At 63.7% G+C, this 25,595-nt stretch carries 24 protein-coding genes; 14 read left to right on the top strand and 10 right to left on the bottom strand.

Annotation, left to right across the window (positions count from 1 at the left end; translation table 11 throughout):
- The first annotated feature begins 46 nt into the window (after positions 1-46).
- The 5 genes from AOT87_RS09230 to AOT87_RS09210 all read left to right on the top strand — a co-directional run bounded on the left by AOT87_RS09230 (position 47) and on the right by AOT87_RS09210 (position 9,114).
- The gene (locus AOT87_RS09230) at positions 47-379 is read left to right on the top strand and encodes a hemophore-related protein (RefSeq protein ID WP_057967759.1); all 333 of its coding nucleotides are present in this window, start codon (positions 47-49) and stop codon (positions 377-379) included.
- A 287-nt stretch (positions 380-666) separates the two neighbouring features.
- Positions 667-6,084, top strand: coding sequence for a glutamate synthase-related protein (locus AOT87_RS09225; protein ID WP_081343158.1), 5,418 nt, complete (start codon positions 667-669; stop codon positions 6,082-6,084).
- A gap of 7 nt (positions 6,085-6,091) precedes the next feature.
- Positions 6,092-7,834, top strand: a complete 1,743-nt coding sequence (locus AOT87_RS09220; RefSeq protein WP_057967761.1) for a sulfite reductase flavoprotein subunit alpha — start codon at positions 6,092-6,094, stop codon at positions 7,832-7,834.
- Positions 7,824-8,660, top strand: a complete 837-nt coding sequence (locus AOT87_RS09215; RefSeq protein WP_057967762.1) for a hypothetical protein — start codon at positions 7,824-7,826, stop codon at positions 8,658-8,660. The genes AOT87_RS09220 and AOT87_RS09215 overlap by 11 nt, the downstream gene beginning before the upstream one ends.
- 163 nt (positions 8,661-8,823) lie before the next feature.
- Entirely contained in the window at positions 8,824-9,114 is a 291-nt protein-coding gene (locus tag AOT87_RS09210; protein ID WP_030097887.1) for a hypothetical protein, read from the top strand.
- Here AOT87_RS09210 and AOT87_RS09205 read toward each other — a convergent pair.
- The 3 genes from AOT87_RS09205 to AOT87_RS09195 all read right to left on the bottom strand — a co-directional run bounded on the left by AOT87_RS09205 (position 9,103) and on the right by AOT87_RS09195 (position 12,362).
- Entirely contained in the window at positions 9,103-10,473 is a 1,371-nt protein-coding gene (locus tag AOT87_RS09205) for an LLM class flavin-dependent oxidoreductase (RefSeq protein ID WP_057967763.1), read from the bottom strand. The genes AOT87_RS09210 and AOT87_RS09205 overlap by 12 nt on opposite strands.
- Positions 10,470-11,717: an MFS transporter gene (locus AOT87_RS09200; protein WP_081343157.1), complete on the bottom strand. Its 1,248-nt coding sequence runs from the start codon at positions 11,715-11,717 to the stop codon at positions 10,470-10,472. Before AOT87_RS09200 ends, AOT87_RS09205 begins: the two co-directional genes overlap by 4 nt.
- Before the next feature lie 159 nt (positions 11,718-11,876).
- Entirely contained in the window at positions 11,877-12,362 is a 486-nt protein-coding gene (locus AOT87_RS09195; protein WP_057966393.1) for a hypothetical protein, read from the bottom strand.
- A 95-nt stretch (positions 12,363-12,457) separates the two neighbouring features.
- Here AOT87_RS09195 and AOT87_RS09190 point away from each other — a divergent pair, with 95 nt between their 5' ends.
- Positions 12,458-13,114: a maleylpyruvate isomerase N-terminal domain-containing protein gene (locus AOT87_RS09190; RefSeq protein ID WP_057967784.1), complete on the top strand. Its 657-nt coding sequence runs from the start codon at positions 12,458-12,460 to the stop codon at positions 13,112-13,114.
- Between the two features lie 18 nt (positions 13,115-13,132).
- On the opposite strand, the gene AOT87_RS09185 is transcribed toward AOT87_RS09190, so the two are convergent.
- Positions 13,133-13,522: a hypothetical protein gene (locus AOT87_RS09185; RefSeq protein WP_057967765.1), complete on the bottom strand. Its 390-nt coding sequence runs from the start codon at positions 13,520-13,522 to the stop codon at positions 13,133-13,135.
- A 98-nt stretch (positions 13,523-13,620) separates the two neighbouring features.
- Here AOT87_RS09185 and AOT87_RS09180 point away from each other — a divergent pair, with 98 nt between their 5' ends.
- Positions 13,621-15,102, top strand: coding sequence for an NAD(P)/FAD-dependent oxidoreductase (locus tag AOT87_RS09180; protein WP_030097893.1), 1,482 nt, complete (start codon positions 13,621-13,623; stop codon positions 15,100-15,102).
- Positions 15,103-15,117: 15 nt separating this feature from the next.
- On the opposite strand, the gene AOT87_RS09175 is transcribed toward AOT87_RS09180, so the two are convergent.
- On the bottom strand, positions 15,118-15,792 hold the full coding sequence (locus AOT87_RS09175; RefSeq protein WP_057967766.1) for a (2Fe-2S)-binding protein: 675 nt from the start codon (positions 15,790-15,792) through the stop codon (positions 15,118-15,120).
- Between the two features lie 109 nt (positions 15,793-15,901).
- Between AOT87_RS09175 and AOT87_RS09170 the strand changes: the two genes are divergently transcribed.
- On the top strand, positions 15,902-16,348 hold the full coding sequence (locus AOT87_RS09170; protein ID WP_057967785.1) for an SRPBCC domain-containing protein: 447 nt from the start codon (positions 15,902-15,904) through the stop codon (positions 16,346-16,348).
- Positions 16,349-16,372: 24 nt separating this feature from the next.
- Here AOT87_RS09170 and ripD read toward each other — a convergent pair whose 3' ends face one another.
- Positions 16,373-16,933: an NlpC/P60 family peptidoglycan-binding protein RipD gene (gene ripD / locus AOT87_RS09165; RefSeq protein WP_057967767.1), complete on the bottom strand. Its 561-nt coding sequence runs from the start codon at positions 16,931-16,933 to the stop codon at positions 16,373-16,375.
- A gap of 243 nt (positions 16,934-17,176) precedes the next feature.
- Between ripD and AOT87_RS09160 the strand changes: the two genes are divergently transcribed.
- The 4 genes from AOT87_RS09160 to katG all read left to right on the top strand — a co-directional run bounded on the left by AOT87_RS09160 (position 17,177) and on the right by katG (position 21,298).
- Positions 17,177-17,842: a GNAT family N-acetyltransferase gene (locus tag AOT87_RS09160; RefSeq protein WP_057967768.1), complete on the top strand. Its 666-nt coding sequence runs from the start codon at positions 17,177-17,179 to the stop codon at positions 17,840-17,842.
- A gap of 173 nt (positions 17,843-18,015) precedes the next feature.
- Positions 18,016-18,423, top strand: coding sequence for a MarR family transcriptional regulator (locus AOT87_RS09155; protein ID WP_030097898.1), 408 nt, complete (start codon positions 18,016-18,018; stop codon positions 18,421-18,423).
- Between the two features lie 162 nt (positions 18,424-18,585).
- A complete protein-coding gene (locus AOT87_RS09150) occupies positions 18,586-19,044 on the top strand; it encodes a Fur family transcriptional regulator (protein ID WP_030097899.1) in 459 nt (152 codons plus the stop codon).
- Positions 19,045-19,081: 37 nt separating this feature from the next.
- The gene (gene katG / locus AOT87_RS09145) at positions 19,082-21,298 is read left to right on the top strand and encodes a catalase/peroxidase HPI (protein WP_057967769.1); all 2,217 of its coding nucleotides are present in this window, start codon (positions 19,082-19,084) and stop codon (positions 21,296-21,298) included.
- 60 nt (positions 21,299-21,358) lie between these two features.
- Here katG and AOT87_RS09140 read toward each other — a convergent pair whose 3' ends face one another.
- Genes AOT87_RS09140 through AOT87_RS09130 form a run of 3 tightly spaced genes read right to left on the bottom strand, consistent with a single transcriptional unit; the run spans position 21,359 to position 23,665 of the window.
- Complete coding sequence (locus tag AOT87_RS09140; protein ID WP_057967770.1) at positions 21,359-21,649, bottom strand: barstar family protein; 291 nt, start codon at positions 21,647-21,649, stop codon at positions 21,359-21,361.
- Positions 21,646-22,029: a ribonuclease domain-containing protein gene (locus AOT87_RS09135; protein ID WP_057967771.1), complete on the bottom strand. Its 384-nt coding sequence runs from the start codon at positions 22,027-22,029 to the stop codon at positions 21,646-21,648. The genes AOT87_RS09140 and AOT87_RS09135 overlap by 4 nt, the downstream gene beginning before the upstream one ends.
- A 49-nt stretch (positions 22,030-22,078) precedes the next feature.
- Positions 22,079-23,665 carry a cytochrome bc complex cytochrome b subunit gene (locus AOT87_RS09130; protein ID WP_057967772.1) on the bottom strand — a complete coding sequence of 529 codons (1,587 nt, stop codon included), beginning with the start codon at positions 23,663-23,665 and terminating at the stop codon, positions 22,079-22,081.
- Between the two features lie 136 nt (positions 23,666-23,801).
- On the opposite strand from AOT87_RS09130, the gene AOT87_RS09125 reads away from it, so the two are divergent.
- Entirely contained in the window at positions 23,802-24,464 is a 663-nt protein-coding gene (locus tag AOT87_RS09125) for a helix-turn-helix domain-containing protein (RefSeq protein ID WP_057967773.1), read from the top strand.
- On the top strand, positions 24,461-25,111 hold the full coding sequence (locus tag AOT87_RS09120) for an enoyl-CoA hydratase/isomerase family protein (RefSeq protein ID WP_057967774.1): 651 nt from the start codon (positions 24,461-24,463) through the stop codon (positions 25,109-25,111). The genes AOT87_RS09125 and AOT87_RS09120 overlap by 4 nt, the downstream gene beginning before the upstream one ends.
- Positions 25,112-25,118: 7 nt before the next feature.
- Here the strand turns inward: AOT87_RS09120 and AOT87_RS09115 are convergent, their stop codons facing one another.
- The gene (locus tag AOT87_RS09115) at positions 25,119-25,361 is read right to left on the bottom strand and encodes a hypothetical protein (protein WP_057969734.1); all 243 of its coding nucleotides are present in this window, start codon (positions 25,359-25,361) and stop codon (positions 25,119-25,121) included.
- Between the last annotated feature and the right edge of the window lie 234 nt (positions 25,362-25,595).

Here is a 25,595-nt window from a genome sequence, read left to right as displayed (position 1 = left end):
GACCGTCGATATGGACGTCGGGGGAACTGGTGGAAGGTAGACGAGAATGCCCTTGACGGCGAAGTTGATTGTTGGTTCTGGCGCGATGGCATTGTCGCTGGTTGCAGGCGGTGGAATCGCGTCCGCCGACCCGGATGTGACGGCCATCGTCAACACCACATGCACATACCCGCAAATCATGGCGGCACTGAACGAGCAGTCGCCCGCGGCGGCACAGCAGGTGAACGCGAATCCGATCGCCGGTGCCTGGCTGCAGCAATTCGTGGCGTCGCCCAAGGTGAAGCGCCAGCAGATGGTCAACGAGGTACGGGGCATGCCGGCCGTTCAGGAGTACACCGTCCTGATCAACCAGGTCGCCAACTCCTGCAATAACTACTGAGCGGCGATTTTCCCGCCGCTGCCCCATAATGGGAAGTGGCGGCCGGTCCATCGAAGCGTCGGCACGCTTGCTAGGCCTGATCCTCGGTGTGACGTATATCCCGCCGACTATCAGACCTCATCGACTTAGGCTAGGCTTGGTTTAACTGACCCCAGGAGGCCGGGGAACCGGCGTCTGCCAGGTCGCGACCATGCCGAGCGCTGGTCAGGGCGGGTTCGCTCAACGAACGAGAAACCCAACGTCACACGCTGGATACGCCGTGCGCGGCGCTGGGTGAGGAGAATCGGCTGAACGGGCTGTATGACCAGAGCCAGGAGAAAAATAGCTGCGGTGTCGGCTTCCTGACCCGTAAAGACGGCATCCAGACACACGATGTCGTGCGCAAGCTCCACGAGGCACTCTGCGCCGTGCCGCACCGAGGAGGAATGTCTTCCGAGGGCGTTGGTGACGGCGCCGGCGTGAACATGGACCTGTCCTTGCGCTTCTTTTCCGAACTGACCGGCGATCCCGACTTGCTGCCGGGCAAGTTCGGGGTGGGCAACTTCTTCTTGCCCACCGACCCCGCATTCCACCCCGAGGCCGAGGCGGTCATCGAACAGGCCCTGCGGGCACAGGGATTCACGATCCTGCTCACACGGGATGTGCCGGTGGACAACGGGGCGATTCGCCCTGCCGCCGTGAAATACCAGCTGCCGATTCGGCAATGGGTATTCCGTTCCGATTCCGAGCGCAAGACACATGAGGCGCTCATGGCGATCGAGGCCGTGGCCTACACGCGCCCGGAACTGCTTGGGCTCTATCCACTCTCGCTCAGCACGCACACTCAAGTCCTCAAAGGGCGCCTGAACTCCAACGAAGTGGTGCCGTACTTCAGCGACCTGTCCGATCCGCGGATGGAAGTGCACTCGATGTTCTTCCATACCAGGTTCTCCACCAACACCGCACCGAATGCGACCATGGCTCAGCCGTTCCGGCTGATGGCGCACAACGGTGAGCTCAACACAGACAAGAAGAATCGCTTGTCCGAGAATGCGATCGCGCTGGCCCGTAACCGGGCCATTATTCGCCCGGTGGGGCAATCGGACAGTTGCCGACTGGATCAAACCCTGCAAAGCCGGGTGCTTGAGGACGATCTCGACCTCGTCACCGCCGTCGTTGCGATGATGCCGCCCGCATGGGAGAACGACACAACACTCTCGCCCGGCGTGACGGCGATGCTCGAATACTTCAGCCTCTACGAGGAGAAGAACGACGGCCCCGCCGCGCTGATCTTCGGGGACGGCAACATCATCGGTGCGCGCCTGGACCGGCTTGGGCTCAGGCCACTACGCACGGTCGAGACGGCCGAGTACCTCGGAGTGATGTCCGAGGCCGGACAGATCTACTTCGACCCCGACACCGTGATCGAGCGCGGCCGCATCGAGGCCGGCGGCATGCGCTACTACGACCATGCCGAAGGCCGTTCCTACGGAACCATCGAGGCTCTCGAAAAGCTTGCCGCGCGCCATGATTACCCCACCATGCTGGCGCAGGCCCGCGTGAACATCGCGGACTTGCCCCACGTGCCCCCGGCGGGCCAGGGCTCGCCGGCACGATACGACGGCGATCTCGACCGTCACCAGCGATACGTGGCGTACTCACTCAACCAGGAAAGCTTCAAGTTCCTGATGGATCCGATGCTGGCGACCGGTCAGGAGAAGATTTCCGCGATGGGCTACGGCGCAGCCATCAACGCCCTCTCCAATCAGGAAGGTGGCGTTGCGAAGTATTTCTCGCAGCGGTTCGCGCAGGTGACCAACCCACCACTGGATTCCATCCGCGAGGCGGATGGAATGACCTTGCGTGTTGCGCTCGGCGCAAAGCCCAACAGCGGGGCTCAGCCCGCACCGCAGATCGTGGTGCCCTCCCCCATCCTGACCCATCTCGACATGCTCAAGATCCGCGAGCAGCAGGGCACCCCGGTCCGGCGTTTCGGGATGCGCTATCGCATCGAGCTCTCCGACCCGGCATCCAACGCCGAACGAATCGTGCGGGCCATCGATGAACTATGCGATGCGGTAGAGCAATTCGCGCGGGAGTCCGGCGGCATTGCGGTGATCTCCGACCGCCATGTCTCCAGTGATCGCGCGGCAATGCCCCTCATCATCGTCATCTCCGCCATCAATCAGCGGCTGATCGAAGAGGGCCTACGGCTGCGTGTTTCTTTGATCGCCGAGAGCGGACAACTGTGTTCCTCGCACCACGTGGCCGCCGTGCTGGGATTCGGCGCGTCGGCGGTGTACCCGCTGGCCGTACAGATGCGGGCCGAGGAGAAGTACGGGGCCGATGCCGACAAGGCGTTCAAACATTTCGCCAAGGCGGCCGAGAAGTCACTGATGAAGACGATGGGCCGCGTGGGCCTATGTACCGTCGAGAGTTACATCGGCGGCGAGTTCTTCGAACCGAATTACCTCGATACCTCTGATCCGGTGTTGCACAGATACTTCCCCAATGTCGTGTCACCGGTCGCCGGTGTCGGTTTCTCTACTCTCGCGACAGCTGTCGCCGACTGGCATGCGCGTGCACTGGCGGTGACCGGCGAGAAAGACGTTCCGCTGCTGGGGCTGTTCAAAGAGCGAGCCGAGGGCGCGGGCCACTCGTACGGCACCACGGCAGTGCGCGGATTCGTCGATATGACCGAGGAAGCCATCTCATTCGGGGACGAAGCGCGCCCGGAAAACCCCGACATGGCCGACCCGACCTACCTGAGGCTGCTGCCACTGCACCAACTCGAGGGTGCGTTCGGGCTGGACGACGGCGCATACCGCAACAACAGCTTTGACGAGCTGCCCACGCGTGCTGTCGATAGTTTCGACATCACACCGGGCTACCGCAGTTTTGTCCGGGCGATGAACACAGAACGCACCCGGCGCCCGGCGGCGCTTCGGGACGTGCTGGCGCTGCCCGCCGATGTGAATTTCGTGCGTACCGCCAACGAGTTCCGCAGGGAAATGGGGCAATTCGCCCGGTTCGGAAACAACGACTTTCAGGTGCGTGGCCTGTCCTGCCGGGACTCCGATGGCAAGTTCGTGCTGCGGCTCTCACACACCCACGAGCGGCTCGCGGCGCTGGCAGCCTCGCTTCGGGTCCGGTTCGGCGCTGACATCACCAGCCAGGAGATCATCGGCGACGAGCTGCATCTGAAGGCGACCGGCCAAGCGGCGAGCTACCTGACGAAGATCAGGACGGCTCCGGATTCGGTTTCCCTGTCCTCAGTGCAACCGGCCAGTGAAATCACCCCCACGCTGACATCGGGAGCCATGAGCCACGGCGCGTTGGTGGCCCCGGCGCACGAGGCCGTGGCCCACGGAACCAACTTGGTTGGCGGACTCTCCAACTGCGGCGAGGGCGGCGAACACATCAGCCGTTACGGCACCATTCGCGGCTCCCGTATCAAGCAGTTCGCCTCCGGGCGCTTCGGAGTGTGGGCGGGATACCTTGCCGACCCGATGCTCCAGGAGCTGGAGATCAAGATCGGGCAGGGCGCCAAACCCGGTGAAGGCGGCCAGCTTCCAGCGCCGAAGGTAACCGTCCAGATCGCCGCGGCGCGCGGAGGAACCCCGGGTGTCGAACTCGTCTCTCCTCCGCCCCATCACGACACGTACTCGATCGAGGACCTCGCGCAGCTGATCCACGATTGCAAGGCAGCCCGTGTCCGGGTGATCGTGAAACTGGTTTCTTCGGAGGGCATCGGCACGATTGCCGTGGGTGTTGCCAAGGCCGGCGCCGATGTCATCAATGTCGCGGGCAACACCGGTGGCACCGGCGCGGCGGCCGTGACAAGCCTCAAGTATGCGGGCCGCTCGGCGGAAATCGGTGTAGCCGAGGTACATCAGGCTTTGTGCGCCAATGGAATCCGGCAGAAGGTTGTGCTCCGCTGCTCGGGCGCGCATCAGACCGCCAGCGACGTCATCAAGTCAGCGCTGCTGGGGGCGGACAGTTTCGAGTTCGGGACCACCGCCCTGATGATGCTCAAGTGCGTCATGGCCAAGAACTGCAACATCAAATGCCCGGCCGGGCTGACGACCAACGCCGAGGTCTTCGAAGGTGACCCTCGGGCACTTGCCCAGTATCTGCTGAACATCGCGCACGAAGCGCGGGAGCTACTGGCGACGCTCGGCCTGCGGACGCTGCGTGAAGCGCGCGGTCGCAGCGACCTCCTGCATCTGCTGGATCACCCGTCGAGCATCGGCACCCTCGATCTGCGCCGCATGCTTGCCGTGGCAGAGGAATTCGTCGTCCAGAATCCGGTGTACATGGAAAAGGACTACTCGGTGGACGATGCGTTCACCGAGCAGCTCGACCTCGACGGCACGGTACTGCCACCCAGACAGCTGACCAACCAGAACAAGAGCGTCGGCGGACAACTCGCGATCGATATCGAGCGGATGCTCAACTATCAAGGGGCAGAAGGATCCGCGGTCGCCGTTGACGAACGTGGCCGTCGTTACTTGCTACCCGAGAGCGTCTCGATCACCACAACGGGCTCGGCAGGCCAGAGCTACGGCGTGTTCTGCAACGACGGCATGATGCTGATGCACACGGGCACCTGCAACGATGGAGTCGGTAAGAGCGCCTGCGGCGGCACGATCACCGTGCGCTCACCCGGCGGCGGTTCGGAGGCGCCGGGCGGCAACGTCCTGATCGGAAACTTCGCCCTCTTCGGTGCTTCGGGGGGACGCCTGTTCGTAGAAGGCCAGGCCGGCGACCGATTCGCGGTTCGGAACTCGGGTGCAACGGCAGTGGTCGAGGGCGTCGGCGAATTCCTTTGTGAATACATGACCAATGGTGCCGTGCTCAACATCGGCGGATTCGGCAAGGGCGTGGCGAACGGGATGAGCGGCGGCTTCCTGTACCAGTACGACCCGCACGGCGAACTGCCCTCGAAGGTCAGCAGCGACTCGGTGCTGGTACTGCCCGTGACCGATGCCCCGTTCCACGAGGCCGCAGCCCGCATCCTGCTGCAATGGCATGTGGCGGCCACCGGGTCAGTCAGAGGCCAAGCCCTGCTTGATGATTGGCAGAGCACCCGAGAGCACCTGGTCTACACGATGTCGCGGGCGCTGTTGCAGTACCAGGATTCCGACGCCATTCTGCAAGGCAAGACACGCAAGGAACTGCTGGACGAATTGGCCGCCGCCCTGGCCGGCTACCAAGTACACAAGTTCAAGCTGTCCTACCGCAGCCAGCGCGATGTCCTCGAAGGATCGGTGCCCGCATACGGCGACACCGATACCGAAGGGATGTACGCGCTGCTGAACACCTACACGGTGCTGAATATGGCCCAGCAGCTCGCGCTGTCCAGGATGCCGAACGTCACGGACGTCACCGACCCCCGGATCGGCAAGGCAGTGCGCAATCTCGTACTCACCGAGGACTTCTTCTTGATCCAGAAGCTGCAGAAGTATGCACGTGAGGCGATCGACGGGCATAGCGATGAGGACCTGGCCGTGCTTATCGCGGACAAGCGCCTCAACGATTACAAGGAGGCGCTGAGCCAACGCAACGTCTTGTCCATGGACAGCCCGGGAACCTACGGCTGGATCCTGTACCAGAGCAACAAAAACCGGGACAAGATCGGCCGTCTGCCTTCCTTCGAAGAACTGTTCGCACATCAAGCGTTACCTGTTGTCGCCCTGTCCGGACCGTCCCTCCAGACCACGTGAAGAAGCCATGAAGATCGCCTACATTCCCGAAGACGCCCCATTCAACGAGGACCAGCGCGCCTGGCTCTCCGGCTTCCTGGCGGGGCTGCACTCCCGTCTCGCCATGAACCTGGCAGCGCCACCGCCGGCGGCCTCCGGGGACCTGGAAGCTCCCCGCCCGCCGCTACGCATCCTGTACGGCACCCAGACCGGTAATGCCGAAATCGTCGCGGGCGACGCTGCTGCAGCGGCCAAGGCTCAGGGATTCGACGTGACGGTCAGCGGCCTCGAGGAGATAGCGCTCGATCAGTTCGCCGGACTGAAATACGTCCTCATCGTCACGTCCACCTATGGCGAGGGCGAGATGCCCGATAACGCCGAACTGTTCTGGGAAGCACTGTCTTCAACACTGGCACCCCGTCTCGAAGGGGTGTCCTACGGTGTGCTCGCCCTCGGCGACACCAGTTACGACGGTTTCTGCCAGGCCGGCAAGCTCATCGACACCCGTCTCGAACAACTCGGTGCGAGTCGGGTGGTCGGTCGTGCCGACTGCGACATCGACTACGAGGCGCAGGCCGCGGAATGGGTCCAGGGCGCGGTCGCGAGCCTGGTCACCCTGGCTGGAGCCAGCGGCACCCCTGGAACTCCCCCGCCGAGCACCGTGGTGCGCTCCGGATGGACCCGCAAGAATCCGTTCCCCGCGGAGGTACGGGTCAACCGGCTGCTCTCACGCGCGGGCTCTGACAAGGAGATCCGGCACTTCGAGTTCGCGCTCGCGGACAGCGGGATCACCTACGAGGCGGGCGACGCGCTCGCGGTCATCGCGGAGAACGATCCGGCACTGGTAGGGGCGATCGCGGATCACTTCCGTGTCTCTACAGAGACCCTGGTCGACGGTGAGCCCCTGGGTGAACTGTTGGGCACCCGCTACGAGATCAGCGCCCCGTCGCGAGACTTGTTGAGCGAGGTGGAAAGCCGCGCGGAGAGCGAGGAGTTCTCGCATGCACTCCGGGGCGGGGTCAAGGAGGTGCTGGATACCTGGCTGTACGGCAAGGACATCCTCGACATCCTGCGCATCGGCGGGGATGCACTGAGCCTGGAAGAGTTCATGGGACTGCTCAAACCGCTGCAGCACCGCGCCTACTCGATCTCTTCCAGCTCACTGGCTCACCCAGAGCGCATCCATTTGACGGTCGCCAGCGTGCGGTACCTGAGCCTGGGCCGTGAACGCGGCGGGGTGTGTTCCACCTTCTTGGCAGATCGTGGCAGTAATGCCCGTATCTTCTTGCAACCCAACAAGTCCTTCCGGGTCCCGAGTGATGACGATGCGCCGATGATCATGGTCGGCCCCGGCACCGGCGTGGCGCCGTTCCGCGCGTTCCTGCAGGAACGTGAGCAGCGCGGCGCCAGCGGCCGCAACTGGCTGTTCTTCGGTGACCAGCACCGTGAACACGACTACATCTACGAGCACGAGCTCGACGGGTGGCATACCTCCGGCCTTCTCACCCGGCTCGACCTGGCCTTCTCGCGTGATCAGGCAGAGAAGATCTACGTACAGACGCGGATGCGCGAGCATGGCCAGGATCTGTTCGCATGGCTCCAAGATGGCGGGCACTTCTACGTGTGTGGCGACGCCACGTGCATGGCCAAGGATGTGGACAAGGCACTGCACGAGATCGTCGGTGAGCACGGCGGATTCAGCTCCGATGAGGCGTCCGAGTACGTCAACACCCTCAAGCGGGAAAAGCGGTACGTCCGCGATGTGTACTGACGGCCAGCGCTGTGAACACTGCCCCGCCCGACGAATCGTGGCGGGGCCCAACGCCATCGCCGAAGCACTCCCCGCCCTTGGCACGGTGGTGGCCGTGACCGCCAACGATGCCGCCCTGATCAGCCACACCGGCGAGTACCTGGAACCCGCCTTTCCCGGCGAGGCACTGTGCTGCGACGACGAGTACATCGCCCTGCGGCTCAACCCTGCACTCGTCCGCGATGCCTTCCTGGCACCGCGAGCGCTGACGATGGTCGCCGAGACCGGCACGCACCGCGCCTACCTGACCCCGCTTTCGGACCGCCTGACGATCAGCGCCCTCGAGCTGGCACCGGCAGCGGCCCCCGAAGCGTTCCCCGTCACCGATTGGTCCGACGTCAATTGGCATGACACCGATCAGCTCACCCACCTCGACGCACTCACCCCCGGGCGTTACCGCGTGCTTCCGTTCACCGGCGCCCGCAAGATCGATTCGCAGGTCATCCCCCATCTGCTGACTCACATCGTGGACGTGGACATGCCGTTCACGATCGCTGTTCCCGGTGGCGGCTGCGTGCAGCTGCACCGTGGCCACGCCGCGATGGTCGAACAGGCCGGCGCACATATCGCCGTCATCTTCGGAGCCTCGAGGTACGCCATGGATCCGGTGTTCATCGCCGAGTCCTGGGTGACACATGCGCACGGTACTCAGGGCCTGACATCGTCGGTCGAGCTCTACGACCACAGCCGTCGGTGCGTCACGACCATCACGCAAACCGGCCCGATCACGGCCCGGCTTCATCAGGCGTGGGAACACATGATCGCTTCGTTGCCGGACGCCGCCTGACCTCCACCCGCCTCGCGGTTCGGCACTCATCTCACAGCGGATAGCCGGCGAAGTGTGAACAGATTGAGATGTCCCGGTGAATTGGGGGCAGCGTCCGGGAAATTGTGCGGCCCTAGCGTGTGCGCATGAAAGCGACACCCGGAGGCAACATGGGCGGTGAACCGTGAGCGGCCTGATCAAGGTCGTCGATCCGATCCTTCCGGGTCGGAGCGCGGATCTGCGTCAGGCGCAGTACTACCAGGATGTCCTCGGCGAGCTACGTGCGGTGGCCCTGCGCGAACTCGACGACCATGTGGCATCCCTGGAGCGCAGAAGACAGAGCGGCAAGCCATCGAGCCTCTCGCGCCTGCACCGGCTCGTCGGTGCCAAACGCGCCGAGCTGGCCGCACTGGATCAGTTGCTAGTGGCGCTCAGTGATCGATTCGGAGATCACTCCACCTTGTCAGCCGGGTAGGACTGCTCGACGATACGACCGGCCCGGATGTCCGTCGGACAGATGGGGACCGCAGCCGCCGAGATGCTCGCGCAGGCTGAGCCTTTCCCGCCGATACGGCACCCGGCCTCGGCGCCGGAGCTCGGGCACCACGAAACGGGCGAAATCGACGAAGGTCCCGGGTGTGGTCGCATACGCGACGTTGAACCCGTCGACATCGGCAGCATCGACCCAGTGTTCCAGTTCGTCGGCGATGTCGGCGGCGGCACCGACGAGAACCGGCCCACGCCCGCCGATCCCGATTTCCTGCGCCAGCTCACCCACCGTCCAGGTACGGCTCGGATCCTTGGTAAACGACGCCAGCGCGGAACGGTTGGCATCGGTCTGGACATGCCGCAGCGCCTCGTCTGGCCCGAGCCCAGCCAGATCAACTCCCGTCCAGCCACCAAATAGAACCAATGCACCTGCGGGGCTGACATATTGGCGGTAATCATGCAGCTTGGCGATCGCCAGATCCCGCGTCTCGGCGACGATCGGGGTCACCATGGTGAAAACCTTGATGGCCCGCGGGTCGCGGCCCAATCCCGCTGCGGCCTCACGCAAGGCCCGCACCGGTCCGCGCACGACCTGCGGCGTCGGACCCGATACGAACACCGCTTCGGCGTGAGCCGCCGCGAATTGAACCCCCCGCGCCGAGGCACCCGCCTGGAACAGCACCGGTGTGCGCTGCGGCGAGGGTTCGCACAGAAATGGCCCGGGAACAGTGAAATACCTTCCCTGGTGCGCGATGTCATGGACCTTGGCCGGGTCGGTGAAGACACCCCGCGCCCTGTCATGCACCACGGCACCGTCCTCCCACGAACCTTCCCACAGCTTGTAACAGACCTGGAGGTACTCGTCGGCGATGTCGTAGCGCCGGTCATGCGGTATTTGGGCGTCCAGTCCCAAATTCCTTGCTGCACTGTCTAAATACGATGTGACAATGTTCCATGCCACCCGCCCCTCGGTGAGGTGATCGAGCGTCGAGAGACGGCGGGCCAAGGCATACGGCTGCTCGTAGGTGAGTGACAGCGTGATCCCGAATCCCAATGTCTCGGTCACCGCCGCCATCGCCGATACCGCCAACGACGGGTCATTGACCGGGAATTGCGCCGCATCGACCACGGCCGCATCGCGCGAAGCTCCGTACACGTCATACGCACCCAGCACATCGGCGAGGAACAACAGGTCAAAACCGCCGGTCTCGAGCGACCGGGCGAGTTCGGTCCAATAGCTCAAGGTCCGGTATCGGTGTCCCTGATCCTCGGGATGTCGCCACAGGCCCGGTGATTGGTGACCGACACATGCCATGTCGAAGGCATTGAGGTAGATCCGGCTCATCGAGAGGCTCCGATCTTGTCTCGATAGGTTTCACGGGCGGCATATGCGGAGGCGAACGTGAGTGCGGCCAGCACCAGGTAGTAGACGACAATGAGCCATGGGTTTCCATGGTTGACGGCCAGCAGGGCTGCTGCGATCAGCGGGGCGAATCCACCGGATAGCACCGCACCGATCTGATAGCCCAGAGACGCGCCGCTGTAGCGGACCCGGATGTCGAACAGCTCGGCGAACCACGCGGCCTGGGGACCATACATGGCGTCGTGAACAACGTTGATCCCGAAGATAATTGAGAGCACCACGAGAACCGTCGACCCGCTTCCGGCTGCCAGGAAGAACAGCGTCAACGCCACCGGTCCGGCCACCGCTCCGAACAGGTAAAGGGGACGTCGGCCGATCCTGTCCGAGAGTGCCGACCACGCCGGCGTACTCACGATGCCGATCGCCGAAGCGATCAACACGGCAGTCAACCCGACTTGACTGTCCTTCCCGAACACGTCTTGCAGGTAGGTCAACGAGTAGGTGGTCAGCAGTACGAACAAGGCGATCTGGGACAGCCGTAAGCCGATGGTCAACAGCACATTACGGGGCTGCGTGCGCACGACTTCCACGACAGGCAGCCGGGCGAGCTCGCCTCGTTCACGCAGCCGCCGGAAGTCCGCTGAGTCACTCAGCCGCAATCTGATCGCCAGGCCGACGGCCACCAAGATGACGCTGCTCAAGAACGGGATGCGCCAGCCCCAGGCAAGAAACACGTCCGGCCCGGTGAGTATTCGAGTGAGACCGAATACGCCGGTAGCCAAGAGCATTCCCGCTGGCGAGCCCAACTGGGTGAAGCTGCCGAACAGACCCCGATGGCCGGACGGGGCGTGTTCAACCGACAGCAGGGCGGCGCCACCCCATTCCGCTCCGGCCGCGAGCCCCTGCAACACCCGTAGCGTCGCCAGTGCGCTCGGTGCGAAAACACCCGCCTCGGTATAGGTCGGCAGTGCGCCGATCAGCGCGGTGGCAATGCCCATGAGGAGCAGGGCCCCAACGAGAACGGCCTTGCGCCCCAGCCGGTCACCCAGGTGACCGGCGATGACGGCTCCCACGGGGCGCGCACCGAACCCCGCGGCGTAGGTTGCGAACGAGGCCAGCGTGCCGGCTGTCGAGGAGACGGTCGGGAAGAACAAGGGCCTCAGGACAAGCGCCGCAGCCGTCGCGTAGAGGTAGAAGTCGTACCACTCGATGGTGGTGCCGACCATGCAGCTCAGCGCAACGGTACGGGGGCCGGGACCACCGCTCTGGGCCGGTCCACCCGCGTGAACGGCAGGCGCCGCACTGGTCGTAGTCACGTGACGCCACGGTGCATGACCGGATCGCCGGTGGGAACCTTTGTGCTCGGCGGGATTTCAGCCGTACGGCTAGTGGCTCCCGGCCCGCATATCGGGCTGTGAATCCTCTAGCGGGGTAAGGATTGTCGCGAGCCAGGTGACCGTCAGCGTGGTGGAGGCGAGCGCAGCCAGCAGCGTCCACATCAACGGATCGGAGCCGTCCGCCGTCTGATGCCACCACAGCGCGGCCAGACTTGTCACCGCGCTCAGCGCGGCGGTATACGCCGCCGCGCAGCACCACCGGAAGTGCCTCCGGCGCAGAGCTACGAGCGAAACAAGGCATGCCACCAGAAACATGATGGACGTCCCCGGCACCACGGCATCGACATGCAGCGATGGGCTGGCCTGGGCGCCGAGGTTTGACCAGCGACTCGCCGCGGCCACGCCCAGGACGATGGCCGCCACCAGCGCGGTCCAGCGTCGCGGCCTGCTCATCCAGACGTCCTCAAGCACGCCGCGCTCGATCGCGCGCAGCGTGTCCTCAAGTCCAACGTCGTCGTGGCGCTGCGTCCTCACTCAATGCCTCCCAAATTCGAACATCTGTGAGACTAGAGGTCGGATGCGGTGGCGCGGGAGTTCCGTACCACTTGTCGTACTTCTACTTTCCGGCGGTGGACCTCTTCACCCACACCTGGGCAGCTCTGCGTGCCGCTGTCGCCGATCTGCCGGACCAGGCATTTACCCAGCCGTCCGGCTGCGCGGGCTGGCTCGTGCGCGATCTGGTGTGCCATCTGATCATCGATGCCCAGGACGTGCTGATAACCCTGGCAACCCCCAGCGAGGAACCACCGACGCGCGATGCGCTGACCTACTGGGAAGTCCTCGGTGCGCCCCCTGCCGGTGACGACGCCCTCGATGCGCTGATCGTCAGATTGGCCGCCGCCTACCAGGAGCCGGCCCTGCTCACCTTTCACCTGGATGACCTGGGCGCCGCGGCCGGGCGCGCCGCGCTCCTCGCCCATCGCGACCAGTGCGTCGCCACCAAGGGACAGGTCCTCACCGTGGGCGATTATCTGGATGCCTACGTCCTGGAATGGACATTGCATCATCTCGACCTTGTCGCGTATCTGCCCGACGCGGCAGCCCCACCCGCCGCCGGGCTTTCGCGTACGCGTCAGATGGTGGAGCAGATCGCCGGATACAAGATCCCCGCGACACTGACGGATACCGACGCCCTGGTGATCGGAACGGGGCGCCGCTCCCCAACCGCCGCACAAACCGCAGCCTTGGGAGCCGACGGGAACAGAATTCCCGTCTTTCTCGGCTGAGTCACGAGCGTCCTTCGCCTACGCGCAGTTCAGGGTGACATAGGCGGTCTTGTAGTCAGGGGCTTCCCCATCGCGGGCGGGCGCCGGCCTGATATCGCTCGTGTGCTGGTGCTGCACCGGGGTTTGGGTCAGGATCGAGCGAACCGTGCAGTCCTCGATGCCTCGCCCGCCCGTCTTGGTGACGATGACGCGGTACCCCTCCGAGGTGAGCATGTCGATGACCCCCTGGGCGCCCCCGACGGCGGCCGGGCCCGCGGCGGCCAGCGGGGATTGCGTAAGGAATACCGCCGTGCTCGCCGCCACGGCGACGAACCCGGCCGAGGACACCGCCCTGACGAGCGCTTTGGCACTGTGAACTGTGCATTCGGTGATCATGTGACGGTGCTCCTCTCGGGTTGAATCCACCATATGACACATTGTGTCATTCTGCACACATCGTTTCATGTGGTGTGGGGCACATCTAGACAGGCGGACCATTTCTCGGAGGTCGCGGCTAGCATTGGGACATGACAACGCAGTTTGACGCCGTCATCGTCGGGGCCGGTTTCGGCGGGATGGGCGCGGCGATCCAGCTCAAGGAGCTGGGCCTGACCAACCTTGCGATCCTGGATCGCGAGGACGATTTGGGCGGTACCTGGCACGTCAACCATTACCCCGGCCTGGCTGTCGACATCCCTTCGGCGACCTATTCGTACTCCTTCGAGCCCAATCCCTACTGGTCGCGGTTGTTCGCGCCGGGTTCCGAACTCAAGCAGTACGCCGCCCACGTGGCCGAGAAGCACGACCTGCGCAAGTACATGCGGTTCAACACCCCGGTATCGGGTGCACGCTGGGACGAGGAGGGCCAACACTGGGTTGTGGCCACCGAGTCCGGTGAGACCCTCACCGGTAAATATCTTCTGACGGCCACCGGATACCTGTCTCAGCCCAAGATGCCCGATATTGCGGGTATCGAGTCCTTCGCCGGCAAGGTCATCCACACCACCAAGTGGGATAACAGTTATCGGGCCGCGGGCCACAAGATCGGCCTGATCGGCACCGGCGCCACCGCCGTTCAGCTCATCCCTGAGCTGGCCAAGGACGCGCAGCACCTGACCGTGTACCAGCGCACCCCGATCTGGGTCGTACCCAAGGCCGACGCGAAGGTCCCCGGTGTGATCAAGAAGCTTTTCGCGAAGGTGCCACGTACCCAAAAGATCGCTCGCACAGTGGGTTCGGCGATCCTTGAAGTGATCATGGTGGGCGGAGTACTGCATTTCCGTCAGTTCCGGCAGGCCAACAACGGGGCCGCGATGCTGGCCAAGGCGCATTTGTTCGCGCAGGTGCGCGATCGCGAGCTGCGCCGCAAGCTGACACCCGACTACGACTTCGGTTGCAAGCGGCCGACATTCTCGAACACGTACTTCCGGGCCTTCAGCAAGAAGAACGTCAGCCTTGAGACGGCATCGATCGAGCGGATCGAGCCCGATGGCATCGTCACCGCAGACGGTCGCAAGACGGTCATCGACACCTTGGTCCTGGCCACCGGTTTCAATCTGTGGGAATCGGCCTTCCCCGCGTTCGAGGTAGTCGGTCGTGAGGACTACAACCTCGGAAAATTCTGGCGGGACAATCGCTTCCAGGCGTTCGAAGGTATCGCGGTGCCCAAGTTCCCGAATCTGCTGACACTCAACGGGCCCTACTCCTACAGCGGGTTGTCCTACTTCGACACCATCGAGTCCCAGATGCGGCATATCAAGCGGCTCTTTGGCGAGATGGCTCGCACTGGCACCGAAACCTTCGAGGTCACCGACGAGGCCAACACCGAGTTCCTGAACCGCATGGTGGGCAACCTGGACAATTCGGTGTTCTATCTCGGCAGCTGCCAGACGGCACGAAGCTACTACTTCAACCAGCACGGTGAGGCCGCACTGCTGCGCCCGACATCCACGGCCAGCGCGTACAAGGAGCAGGAGTCATTCCCGCTGGAGGCCTATCAGCTGGCCTAGCCGGTTCTGGGTGGGTTAGCCGAGTACGCAGTCGCCGCATACCGCGGAACGGTCGTCGGTGAGCTGATAGATCAGACAGCAGCTGCGCCGCCGGAAATCAGGTCCTGCACGCTGGGTGCCGTCGTCGATGCGCCGGTCGCGAAGGTAGGAGTCGGCAACTTCGCGGGCGGCGTCGGTCAGTTCGGGTCGCGACGAGGCGATGAGGCGCGCGGCGCTGTTCACGGCCGATCCGACGTTTCCCCAGAGGACGCGGTCGCTTACCCCCGCGTGTTCCATGACGCCCTCGGTGATCGATTCCACTACCGACCCGGTGATGGCGGAGTCCTCCCCCATCCGCATGACCACGGAAAGCGGAAACGGACCGCCGAGCTCGTCCTGCCACCACAACTCGTGTGGCTGCTGCGAGATCCGCGGTTCGTCGCATGCCGCTGCGGCGACCGTTGGCGCCAGGATGCGGGCGACCAAACCAAGATGAGCCACCGAGCCTGCTACCCGCGGATCGATGTCGGCGGGGCTCACCGCTATCCGTGCGGCGAGATTGCTTCGGACGCGCTCAATCCGACCCGCCAATGCGTGTGATCCGTCGGTCAACTCCGCCACAGGCCGCCACGGCGGGATCGGCGCGTCACCGGTGTCATGGGTCTCGACGGCGAAGAAGGGCCCAAAAGCCGACACCTCAAACGCGCTCACACGCCGATGATGCCATCAGCCCGATCAAGATCACGCGCGGGCGAGGCATTGGGTTTAGGTTACTTGCGTCCGGTACATCCAGGGGCAGTGCGCACGAAAGGTGTCGTTGGTGGCTGAGCAGGTCGGGGACCTCACTACGGTCAATTTCGAATACCACTACTCGTATCCGGCCCACCAGGTGTGGTCGATTCTTGTGTCACCGCAGTTGTTCGGGCAGTGGGTCAAAGATTTCGGGCCGACCAAATACGAGACGGGACTCGCGTTCTCGTTTAGCGTCTTCCCGTTCGTGGGAAGCGGATTCGTCGGAGAGATCGACGGCCGATTCACCGAGGTTGTCGACGACGAGCTGTTGGCCTACCGGATGACCACCCGCGACGGATCGATCACCATCGACTCACGCTGGACCCTGAACCCGAATGCAGACGGAACCCGGCTATCTGTCGAGGCGACCGGATTCAACCCGAATGACCACGACCAGATGCGGTTCAGGCAGCTGTGTCTGGTGGGTTGGCCTGCTGTGCTGGAACGGATTGACGACTTCCTGCGGGAGCGTTGATCGCGCAGGAAGTCGCGCTGGTCACTACTCGATCACGCGAACAAGGTAGGGGGCCATGTCATTGAAGCGCACCGGCGATACCTGCACCGCGGGTTCGGACGCCTCGAGCATGAGGTTGTTCCCCAAGAACATCGTCACGCTCTGGCTCCCGTTGGGGCCATAAAAGATGAGATCTCCCGGGAGTGCCTGTGCTGGAAGAACTTTCCGGCCACCTTTGTAGTCGTACTGGTCGCCGGACCGGCGGGGCAGTTTGATGCCGGCGGCGGCATAGGAGTAGACCATGAGCCCGGAGGCGTCGAATCCCGGAACCTTCGGGGCGGGCGTAGCCACTGGGGCCGGGATCAATCCCAACAGGCTCGTCGCCGCCTCGGGTGCGGCCGGCGCGGTGTCGGTGCTCGTGGTCGGTCCGTCGGCGTTACCGCCCCCATACGTGAACGGCACGCCGCGCTGAGCCAGACCCCTCGCGATCACCGCGTTAATGGCCTTCTGCGCGTCGGCGGGGCTTCTGTGGACGTCAGCGGCGGCCAGCCCCGGCGTGGCGAACAACAGGGCGATGCCGAGTAGGACTGCATAGGTGCGTTTCATTCGATTGTCGCTTCTCTCCGGCCGTGAACTCTGGCTACCGGGTGGTTCCTTCCGGCCGGCGATGACCACCAAGATCCTTTCTACCGTTGACGCCGTGTAGATCCCAATTAGGTTCTGCGACATAGCCAATGAGTTGTCGTACTGTGACCGAACGGTGACACGGGGAAGCTGTGCGGCGATATGTCAACCGTTGCGCTCAACGTTTCTTGAGCGCGGTTGGCCCGCCGGTCGTAGGCTGGCGCCATGACCGACCACGACCGCCTTGCCGCCCGCCGCGAAATCGCCGACGCACTCACCAGCGCGTTCGAACGGCGTCACGAAGTGCTTGACCTGATTGTGGAAGCCGATGACCGGAAGAGCGCGATCGACGCGATAGCCGCACTATTGGGAACCTCGCATCTGGGCGGTGAGGCAGTCATGGGGATGTCATTCGATCATCTGACCAAGGATGAGCGCCGCAAGAACGCGGCCGAGCTCGAGGATCTCAACAGCCAGCTCACCTTCACACTCATGGAGCGCCCCGCGAGCTCGGGAGACAGCCTTGAGCTGCGCCCGTTCTCCGGGAATGCCGATGCCGACATCTTCGCCGTACGTACGGAAGAGATCGGCCAGGCCGGCGACGGGTCCGGCGCCCCCGCCGGGGGTGTCGAAGACGAATTGCGGGCGGCTCTCGCGCGCATCGATGATGAAGAGGCGGCCTGGTTCGTCGCCGTCGAAGGGCCCAGCAAGGTGGGCATCGTCTTTGGTGAGCTGGTCGACGGTGAGGTGAACGTGCGGATCTGGGTCCATCCCGACCACCGCAAGAAGGGTTACGGCACCGCGGCTTTGCGAAAGTCCCGATCGGTGATGGCCGCCTACTTCCCCGCCGTGCCCATGGTGGTACGTGCACCCGGCGCCCCCGCGTCATAGGCACCCGACAGATTTAATGCTCATCAAGAGCATTGATCAATGTGCTTGATGCACTGAAGAATTGGTGCGAATGTACCGGACGACACGCCGCCTCTCCACAGCGCTTCGGGCGGTGGAACATTGGCGAGGTCCGCTACTGTTAGCGCGGTATGAGCACATACGAGGAATCTCCGATGGGCATTCTGGTGTCTCAGATCTACCGGGTGCTGTGGTCACGCGCTTCGGTGATCGTGCGCGACTTCGGCGTGACTGTTCCGCAGATGGAGTGCCTGGCCGTGCTTTCCGCACAGCCGGGGATATCCAATGTTGAGATCGCCGCAGAGCTTCGAATCACCCCCCAGGCGGTAAGCCTGGTCCAGCGGTCGCTGGAGGAGGCAGGTTTGGTGCATCGTTCGCGACGGCAGGCAGACGCGAGGGTGCTGACCACCGAGTTGACCGCCAAGGGACGAAAGCTCTTCGAGCGTGCCGACGCCACGCTGCGCGAGGATGACGACGAGATTCTGGCCAACATGACGGACAAGGATCGTGCCCAGCTGCGCAGGCTGCTCGGCGGAGTGATCGAGACGATGTCGGCGCGGTAGTTCACCCACCTCCGCGTGCAAAAGTGCTCAGTGTCAACACTATTGACGACGTTTGGCCATCATTGATGACGCCTTTGCGCTGGTTGAACGGGTTCTGAACTCTTTCCAACTCTTTTCCGGATTTCTTGGACTCATTCCAGATAATTCAGGCATACTGCCGTTGTGGCCTTCACACCGGACGAGTACGCGGCGCTGCTGCGGACCGCCGATCTGCGTGTGACCCGGCCCCGAGTGGCCGTGCTCGAGGCCGTCGAAGCGAACCCGCACGCCGATACCGAGACCGTTTTCGGTGCGGTGCGGGCGGGCCTGCCCGAGGTGTCCCGGCAGGCCGTTTACGACGTCTTGGCGGCGCTGACGTCGGCCGGCCTGCTGCGCAAGATTCAGCCCTCCGGCTCCGTCGCACGGTACGAATCACGGGTTGGCGACAACCACCACCACGCCGTATGCCGCTCGTGCGGTGTCATCGCGGACATCGATTGCGCGATCGGCGCCGCGCCCTGTCTTACCCCGTCCGACTACAACGGATTCGTCCTGGAGGAGGCCGAGGTCATCTATTGGGGCCTATGCCCCGACTGTGCAGCACACGCTGCGTCCACCCAAATTTCGGGATCACACACGTGATCACAGCCCATATCACCCCCCTCCCGAAAGGATCGCTGTGCCTGAAGAACACCCGCCCATCGCTGAGGCGAACAATCAGCCCTCGAACGGTTGCCCCGTTGCCGGTGGTCGCCTGAACTACCCCGTCGAGGGTGGTAACGCCAACCGCGAATGGTGGCCGACCCAGCTCAACCTGGGCATTCTCAAGAAGAATCCGCCCGCCGCGAACCCCCTTGGCGAGAGTTTCGATTACGCCAAAGCCGTACAGACAATCGATGTGGACGAGCTGAAAAAGGATGTCGAGACGGTCCTGACCGATTCGCAGGACTGGTGGCCTGCCGACTTCGGCAACTACGGCCCGATGTTCATCCGCATGGCATGGCACGCCGCGGGCACCTACCGCGTGGGCGACGGCCGTGGCGGCGCCGGTGCCGGCATGCAGCGGTTCGCCCCGCTGAACAGCTGGCCCGACAACGTACTACTTGACCGTGCCCGCCGGCTGCTGTGGCCCGTGAAGAAGAAGTACGGGAACAAGCTCTCGTGGGCAGACCTCATCGTCTTCGCGGGCAATCACGCGATGGACACCATGGGGTTCAAGACCTTTGGCTTCGCCTTTGGGCGCGAGGACCGCTGGGAGCCCGAGCAGGACGTCTACTGGGGCCCCGAGCACACCTGGCTCGGCGATGAGCGCTACACCGGAGACCGTGACCTGGAGAACCCACTTGCCGCCGTGCAGATGGGTCTGATCTACGTCAATCCCGAAGGCCCCAACGGTAATCCGGATCCGCTGGCCGCGGCGATCGATATCCGTGAGACGTTCGGCCGGATGGCGATGAACGACGAGGAGACGGCCGCGCTCATTGTGGGCGGCCACACCTTCGGCAAGACGCACGGTGCCGGCGACGCCGGGCTGGTCGGTCCCGATCCCGAAGATGCACCGCTTGAGCAGATGGGCATCGGCTGGAAGAGCGCGTTCGGCTCCGGAAAGGGAAATGACGCGATCGGTAGCGGGCTGGAGGTCATCTGGACCCATACCCCCACCAAGTGGGACAACAGCTTCCTGGAGATTCTCTACGGCAATGACTGGGAGCTGACCAAGAGCCCGGCCGGTGCGCATCAGTGGAAGCCCAAGGACGGCGGCTGGGCCAACTCGGTACCCATGGCGCAGGGCGCGGGTAAGACGCATCCATCGATGCTCACGACCGACCTTTCGATGCGCTTCGATCCGATCTACGAGGCGATCACCAGGCGCTGGCTCGATCACCCCGAGGAACTGGCCGATGCGTACGCAAAGGCCTGGTACAAGCTGATCCATCGCGATCTCGGGCCGCTGTCCCGCTACCTCGGTCCGCTGGTGCCGAAACAAACCCTGCTGTGGCAGGACGTCATTCCCGCCTCGGATACCAATATCGGGGACGCTGACGTCGCCGAGCTGAAGGCGCAGCTTCTCGCCTCAGGCCTTACCGTGCCGCAGCTGGTGTCGACCGCATGGAAGGCCGCGGCGTCGTATCGCAACAGTGATAAGCGCGGTGGCGCCAATGGTGGACGTATCCGGTTGCAGCCGCAGGCCGGCTGGGAGTCCAACGAGCCCGACGAGCTCGCCCAGGTGATCCGCACGCTGGAAGGCATCCAGGAGTCGTTCAACGCCGGCGCCAAGAAGGTCTCGTTCGCCGACCTTGTCGTACTCGGTGGAGCTGCCGCCGTCGAGAAGGCGGCCAAGGACGCCGGATTCAACATCACGGTGCCATTCACGCCCGGCCGCGGCGATGCGACGCAGGAACAGACCGACGTCGATTCGTTCTCCTATCTGGAGCCGGCTGCCGATGGGTTCCGCAACTACCTGGGCAAGGGTGCCCAGATACCGGCGGAGTACAAGCTGATCGACAAAGCCAACCTGCTGGCGCTATCTCCGCCGGAACTGGCAGTCCTGGTGGGTGGCTTGCGCGTGCTGGGTGCGAACTACCAAGGTTCCGAGCTCGGTGTGCTCACCGACAAGCCCGGGACGTTGACCAATGACTTCTTTGTCAACCTGGTCGATATGGGCACCGAGTGGACGCCGTCCTCGGCCGACGACGGCACGTATGTGGGTACCGATCGCAGTACCGGTGCGGTGAAGTGGACCGCCAGCCGGGTTGATCTGGTGTTCGGCGCGAACTCCGAACTGCGAGCTCTCGCAGAGGTTTACGCACAGGACGATGCCAAGGAGAAGTTCGTCAAGGACTTCGTCGCGGCATGGGTCAAGGTGTCGAACGCGGACCGCTTCGACGTCCGCTGATACCCGCCACACGTGGATGGCCGGCTCCTTCGGGGGCCGGCCATCGCGTTATCGCCAGGACTAGTCGGCGTCTTTCGTTCGCACGGTCAGCGGCACTCCGGCTTCCTCGAAGATCTCCTCGATGGCATCCCAATCCTTCTTCCCCACCGCGGACTTGATGCGTGTCGCGTCCTGCAGAACGAACCGGAACGGCTCGTCGTCAGGGGTGCCGAAGCCGCCCCGGAGGCAATCGACGAGAGCATCGAGATTGCTGCCGAAGTAGCCGCCCGGCCCGTTCACCGCGCGCCCGAGTTCGGTGAAGAAGTCCGCCCGGGTGCGGACGTGGGAGCCTTCGACGACATAGGTCTTCATGCGCCTTCAACCTCACAGAATGACTGGTAGTGATCGCCCGTGTAATAGACGTGTGGAGGATCGTTCGGTGGATTACCACCGGTGATGATGCGCCGAGTGCCACGCGTCTTACTCCCCGGAGTTCGGACCGTGTACTCGTGGTAGTACCCGCGGGGCTCCGAGGGCAGGACCCGCTCGCGGTTCTGGAACACGACACCGTCGTTACGCGGATACGGGAACGGCCCGCCGGCATGGATCAGGTCCACCGTTCCGGAAGCCTCCGACGGCAGTTCGGATAAGTGGCACTCGGCGATGGTGGCACGAGCCGGCGAAGGCTCGCTACAACCGATGAGTGCCAGCGCGAGGACCGCGGCACCCACCACACGCAAACGCTGCGACATGTTTCGACGGTACTGCACGCCGCTGCCGGAACTGCGGTCGGCGGATCGGTTACCGCGATCTTCCGCGGAGCACCGCTAATTCGGTGCGCGCCGATGCGTGTTCGGCTTGCACCAGTGCGGCTTGTTCGTCAGCGGGGTCGGCGAACAGGAACGAGCCGGTGCCGGGTGTGCCGACCGATCCGAGCTTGTTCATGCGCTGTGGCACTGCGGCGCCCTGGTATTCCAGCGGGATGGCGTGACCATGCTCGTCGACACCGGCCAGTGGCTGGTGCAGCTCGATGTATTCACCGTGCGGCAGTCGCTTGATGATGCCGGTCTCGATGCCGTGTTCGAGTACTGCGCGGTCGCTGCGTTGCAGGCCGATGGCCCAGCGGTAGGCCAGGTAGTACACCACGATCGGCAAGATGACCATGCCGATACGGCCGATCCACGTCGTCGCGTTCAGCGAGATATGGAACTTCAACGCGATGATGTCGTTGATGCACGACAGGGTGAGCAAGATGTAGAGCGAAAAGCCAGCTGCTCCGATGGCGGTGCGGACCGGAGCGTCACGCGGACGCTGCAGCAGGTTGTGATGCGCATCGTCGCCGGTCAAGCGTCTCTCGATGAATGGCCAGGCCACGATCACCACGAACGCGAGCATGATGCCCAGCACTCCCCACAGCACGGCGGGAACGGTGTGGCCGAAGATGTACAGCTCCCAATCCGGGACGAGCCGCAGCAGGCCGTCCGTCCACATCAGGTAGATGTCGGGCGGTGATCCGGCCGCTACCTGCGATGGCTTGTAGGGGCCCAGCAGCCACACTGGGTTGATCTGCAGTAGCCCGCCCATGAGAGCGAGAACTGCCGTGACGATGGCGAAGAATGCGCCAGATTTCAGGGCGAACACCGGAACAATCCTTACCCCAACAACATCGGTCTCGGTGCGCCGTGGGCCGGGAAATTGCGTGTGCTTCTGATACCACACAAGTGCCAGGTGCACGCCGATGAGCGCGATCATGATGGCGGGAACGAGTAGCACATGCAGAACGTAAAGTCTTGGCAGCACGATGTTTCCGGGGAAGTCGCCGCCGAACAACGCCCAATGCATCCAGGTACCGACGATCGGCAGCGACATCATGCCCTGCGTGACCACACGAAGTCCGGTGCCGGACAACAGATCATCGGGCAGCGAATAGCCCGCGAACCCCTCTGCCATGGCCAGGATCAGCAGTAGTGATCCGATGACCCAGTTGGCCTCCCGCGGGCGGCGAAATGCCCCGGTGAAAAAGATGCGGGCCAGGTGTACGACGATCGAGGCCGCGAACATCAGCGCCGCCCAATGATGGACCTGGCGCACGAACAGGCCGCCGCGAACCTCGAAGCTCAGATTCAACGAGCTTTCGTAGGCCTTGGACATCTGCATACCGCGCAGCGGCTGGTAGACGCCGTTGTAGGTGACCTCGGCCATCGATGGGTCGAAGAACAGCGCCAGATAGATGCCCGAAATCAGGAGCACCACAAAGCTGTACAGCGCGATCTCCCCCAGCAGGAATGACCAGTGCGTCGGGAAGACCTTGTTCATCTGCCTTCGCAGGCCCGATGACGCGTGATAGCGCGAGTCGATCGCATTGGCAAGCTCCGTTGCTTGACCCATAGCTGCTCCCTTGGGAAGAGACTTTGTGCCTACTACGGAGAGTAGTACGTAATTACTACTAGCGGTAGTAGTAATTCAGAATCCACGACACCGGGCGATTACGTAATAGAGCAGTTGCTCTGTTACGGTCTGGCGTGTGCCTCGACCACGTGTCCACTCCATCGACGATCTGCTCGATGCGACCGAGCGAATCGCGGTCGACGACGGACCAGCGGCCGTCACGGTCCGGGCGGTTTCGCTGGCTACCGGCACCTCCAATGGCGCGATCTACCACGCCTTCGGATCACGCGGCGCGATGGTCGGGCGGGCCTGGCTGCGTGCCGCGGAGAGATTCCTCGATATGCAGCGGCACGCCGTCGATCACGCGCTGACGGCGGGTGAGCCGATGCACATCGCCGCCGTGAATGCGGTCGTCGCGGCGGCCGACACCCCTGCCGCCTTCGCCGAACGCTTCCCTGCGTCCTCGCGGCTCGTGCTTGGGGTGCGGCGCGAGGATCTACTGGGCTCCGGCATACCTGCGGATGTCGCCGACACGATGACACGCGTGGACTCCACACTGGTCGCGTTGTTCATCCGATTGTCGCGCGCCTTATGGGATCGGGAGGACGGCCGTGCGGTTCAAGTCATCGAGGACTGCGTCGTGGGACTGCCGACCGGTCTCCTACTGCGAGGGCGCCAGAAGCCCGACGCTGCCGCACGCGCACGGCTCGAGGCCGCAGTGCGCGCCATTCTTACCCTCGATCCACCACCGGTGCACCCAAAAGCTAAGGGCGCCAAAACGAAAGGAAAAGCACGATGAGTCCCACCCTGGAACTTCAGGACACCATTGCGGTTCTGAACCTCGGCCCGGACGAAAACCGGTTCTCCCCGGATTGGCTCGATACCGTCAACGGACTCCTCGATGACGCGCTGGAGCACGCCAAGCCGTTGATCACCGTGGGGACCGGAAAGTTCTATTCGAACGGGCTTGACCTGGATTGGCTGATGTCCCACGGAGATCAGGCCGACTGGTACGTCGGTCGTGTCCACGCGTTGTTCAGTCGAGTCCTCACCCTCCCGCTGCCGACCGTCGCGGCGGTCAACGGTCACGCGTTTGGAGCAGGAGCAATGCTCGCCGTGGCCCACGACTATCGAGTGATGCGATCCGACCGTGGATATCTGTGCTTCCCCGAGGTCGATATCAACATCCCGTTCACCCCCGGTATGGCGAGCCTCATTCAGGCCAAGGTGACCCCGCAGACAGCGGTGACCGCGATGACGACCGGGCACCGGTACGGCGGAGAAGCGGCCGTGGCCGCGGGTCTTGCCGACCGGGCCGTATCCGAGGACCAAGTACTCAGCGTCGCAGTCGATCTGATGAAACCCCTGGAGGGCAAGAACAGCGGGACGCTGGGTGCCATCAAGACGACAATGTTCGCCGCGACCACCGCTGCCCTGGCCGCGTGACGCGTTCTTACTGAGGAGGAATGACCGGTGGGCGGCACACGTTGCCCACCGGGTCCCACCACCAACCGTTGTCACAGCTCAACGGGGTTGTGGCTATTGCCGGACGGCAGGTGTTGGCCACCGGGTCCCACCATCCGTCCGGACAGTTGGGCACGATGGGATCTGCCGAGACGATCGGCGCGACGGTGCAGGCAAGGGGTATCAGCGTCGCCACCGCGGTAACGATCGTCAAGCGCATAAGCTTGCTCATTCGAATTACCTCGGAACGTGGGTTATGTATGGCCGGTAAGCCTACTCGCGGCTGCATGTGGTGCGCGGGCCGTTCGCTGCTCATGCGTGGTTGAAATCGCGTCACTGTGACGCCTTCGCCGCTATCAACGTTCAGCGTGTGTAGGCGGCGGAGTCATGCTGTTGACGAACCTCCGGTAGTCGTCCGGGGCAGCGCATCGCCACCAGCACTGACGCGCCTCGCTGAAGCAAGGCG

The sequence above is a fragment of the Mycobacteroides sp. H003 genome, from assembly GCF_001440135.1.
GTDB lineage: Bacteria > Actinomycetota > Actinomycetes > Mycobacteriales > Mycobacteriaceae > Mycobacterium > Mycobacterium gwanakae.
This window is presented reverse-complemented; position numbering and strand designations above follow the sequence as displayed.

What these genes read in the sequence shown, in the direction of transcription:
- AOT87_RS09230 (WP_057967759.1), top strand. Translation starts at nt 47, where the DNA reads ATGCCCTTGACGGCGAAGTTGATTGTTGGTTCTGGCGCGATGGCATTG.
- AOT87_RS09220 (WP_057967761.1), top strand. Translation starts at nt 6,092, where the DNA reads ATGAAGATCGCCTACATTCCCGAAGACGCCCCATTCAACGAGGACCAG.
- AOT87_RS09215 (WP_057967762.1), top strand. Translation starts at nt 7,824, where the DNA reads ATGTGTACTGACGGCCAGCGCTGTGAACACTGCCCCGCCCGACGAATC.
- AOT87_RS09205 (WP_057967763.1), bottom strand. Translation starts at nt 10,473, where the DNA reads ATGAGCCGGATCTACCTCAATGCCTTCGACATGGCATGTGTCGGTCAC.
- AOT87_RS09200 (WP_081343157.1), bottom strand. Translation starts at nt 11,717, where the DNA reads ATGGTCGGCACCACCATCGAGTGGTACGACTTCTACCTCTACGCGACG.
- AOT87_RS09185 (WP_057967765.1), bottom strand. Translation starts at nt 13,522, where the DNA reads ATGGTGGATTCAACCCGAGAGGAGCACCGTCACATGATCACCGAATGC.
- AOT87_RS09180 (WP_030097893.1), top strand. Translation starts at nt 13,621, where the DNA reads ATGACAACGCAGTTTGACGCCGTCATCGTCGGGGCCGGTTTCGGCGGG.
- ripD (WP_057967767.1), bottom strand. Translation starts at nt 16,933, where the DNA reads ATGAAACGCACCTATGCAGTCCTACTCGGCATCGCCCTGTTGTTCGCC.
- AOT87_RS09160 (WP_057967768.1), top strand. Translation starts at nt 17,177, where the DNA reads ATGACCGACCACGACCGCCTTGCCGCCCGCCGCGAAATCGCCGACGCA.
- AOT87_RS09155 (WP_030097898.1), top strand. Translation starts at nt 18,016, where the DNA reads ATGGGCATTCTGGTGTCTCAGATCTACCGGGTGCTGTGGTCACGCGCT.
- AOT87_RS09140 (WP_057967770.1), bottom strand. Translation starts at nt 21,649, where the DNA reads ATGAAGACCTATGTCGTCGAAGGCTCCCACGTCCGCACCCGGGCGGAC.
- AOT87_RS09135 (WP_057967771.1), bottom strand. Translation starts at nt 22,029, where the DNA reads ATGTCGCAGCGTTTGCGTGTGGTGGGTGCCGCGGTCCTCGCGCTGGCA.
- AOT87_RS09130 (WP_057967772.1), bottom strand. Translation starts at nt 23,665, where the DNA reads ATGGGTCAAGCAACGGAGCTTGCCAATGCGATCGACTCGCGCTATCAC.
- AOT87_RS09120 (WP_057967774.1), top strand. Translation starts at nt 24,461, where the DNA reads ATGAGTCCCACCCTGGAACTTCAGGACACCATTGCGGTTCTGAACCTC.
- AOT87_RS09115 (WP_057969734.1), bottom strand. Translation starts at nt 25,361, where the DNA reads ATGAGCAAGCTTATGCGCTTGACGATCGTTACCGCGGTGGCGACGCTG.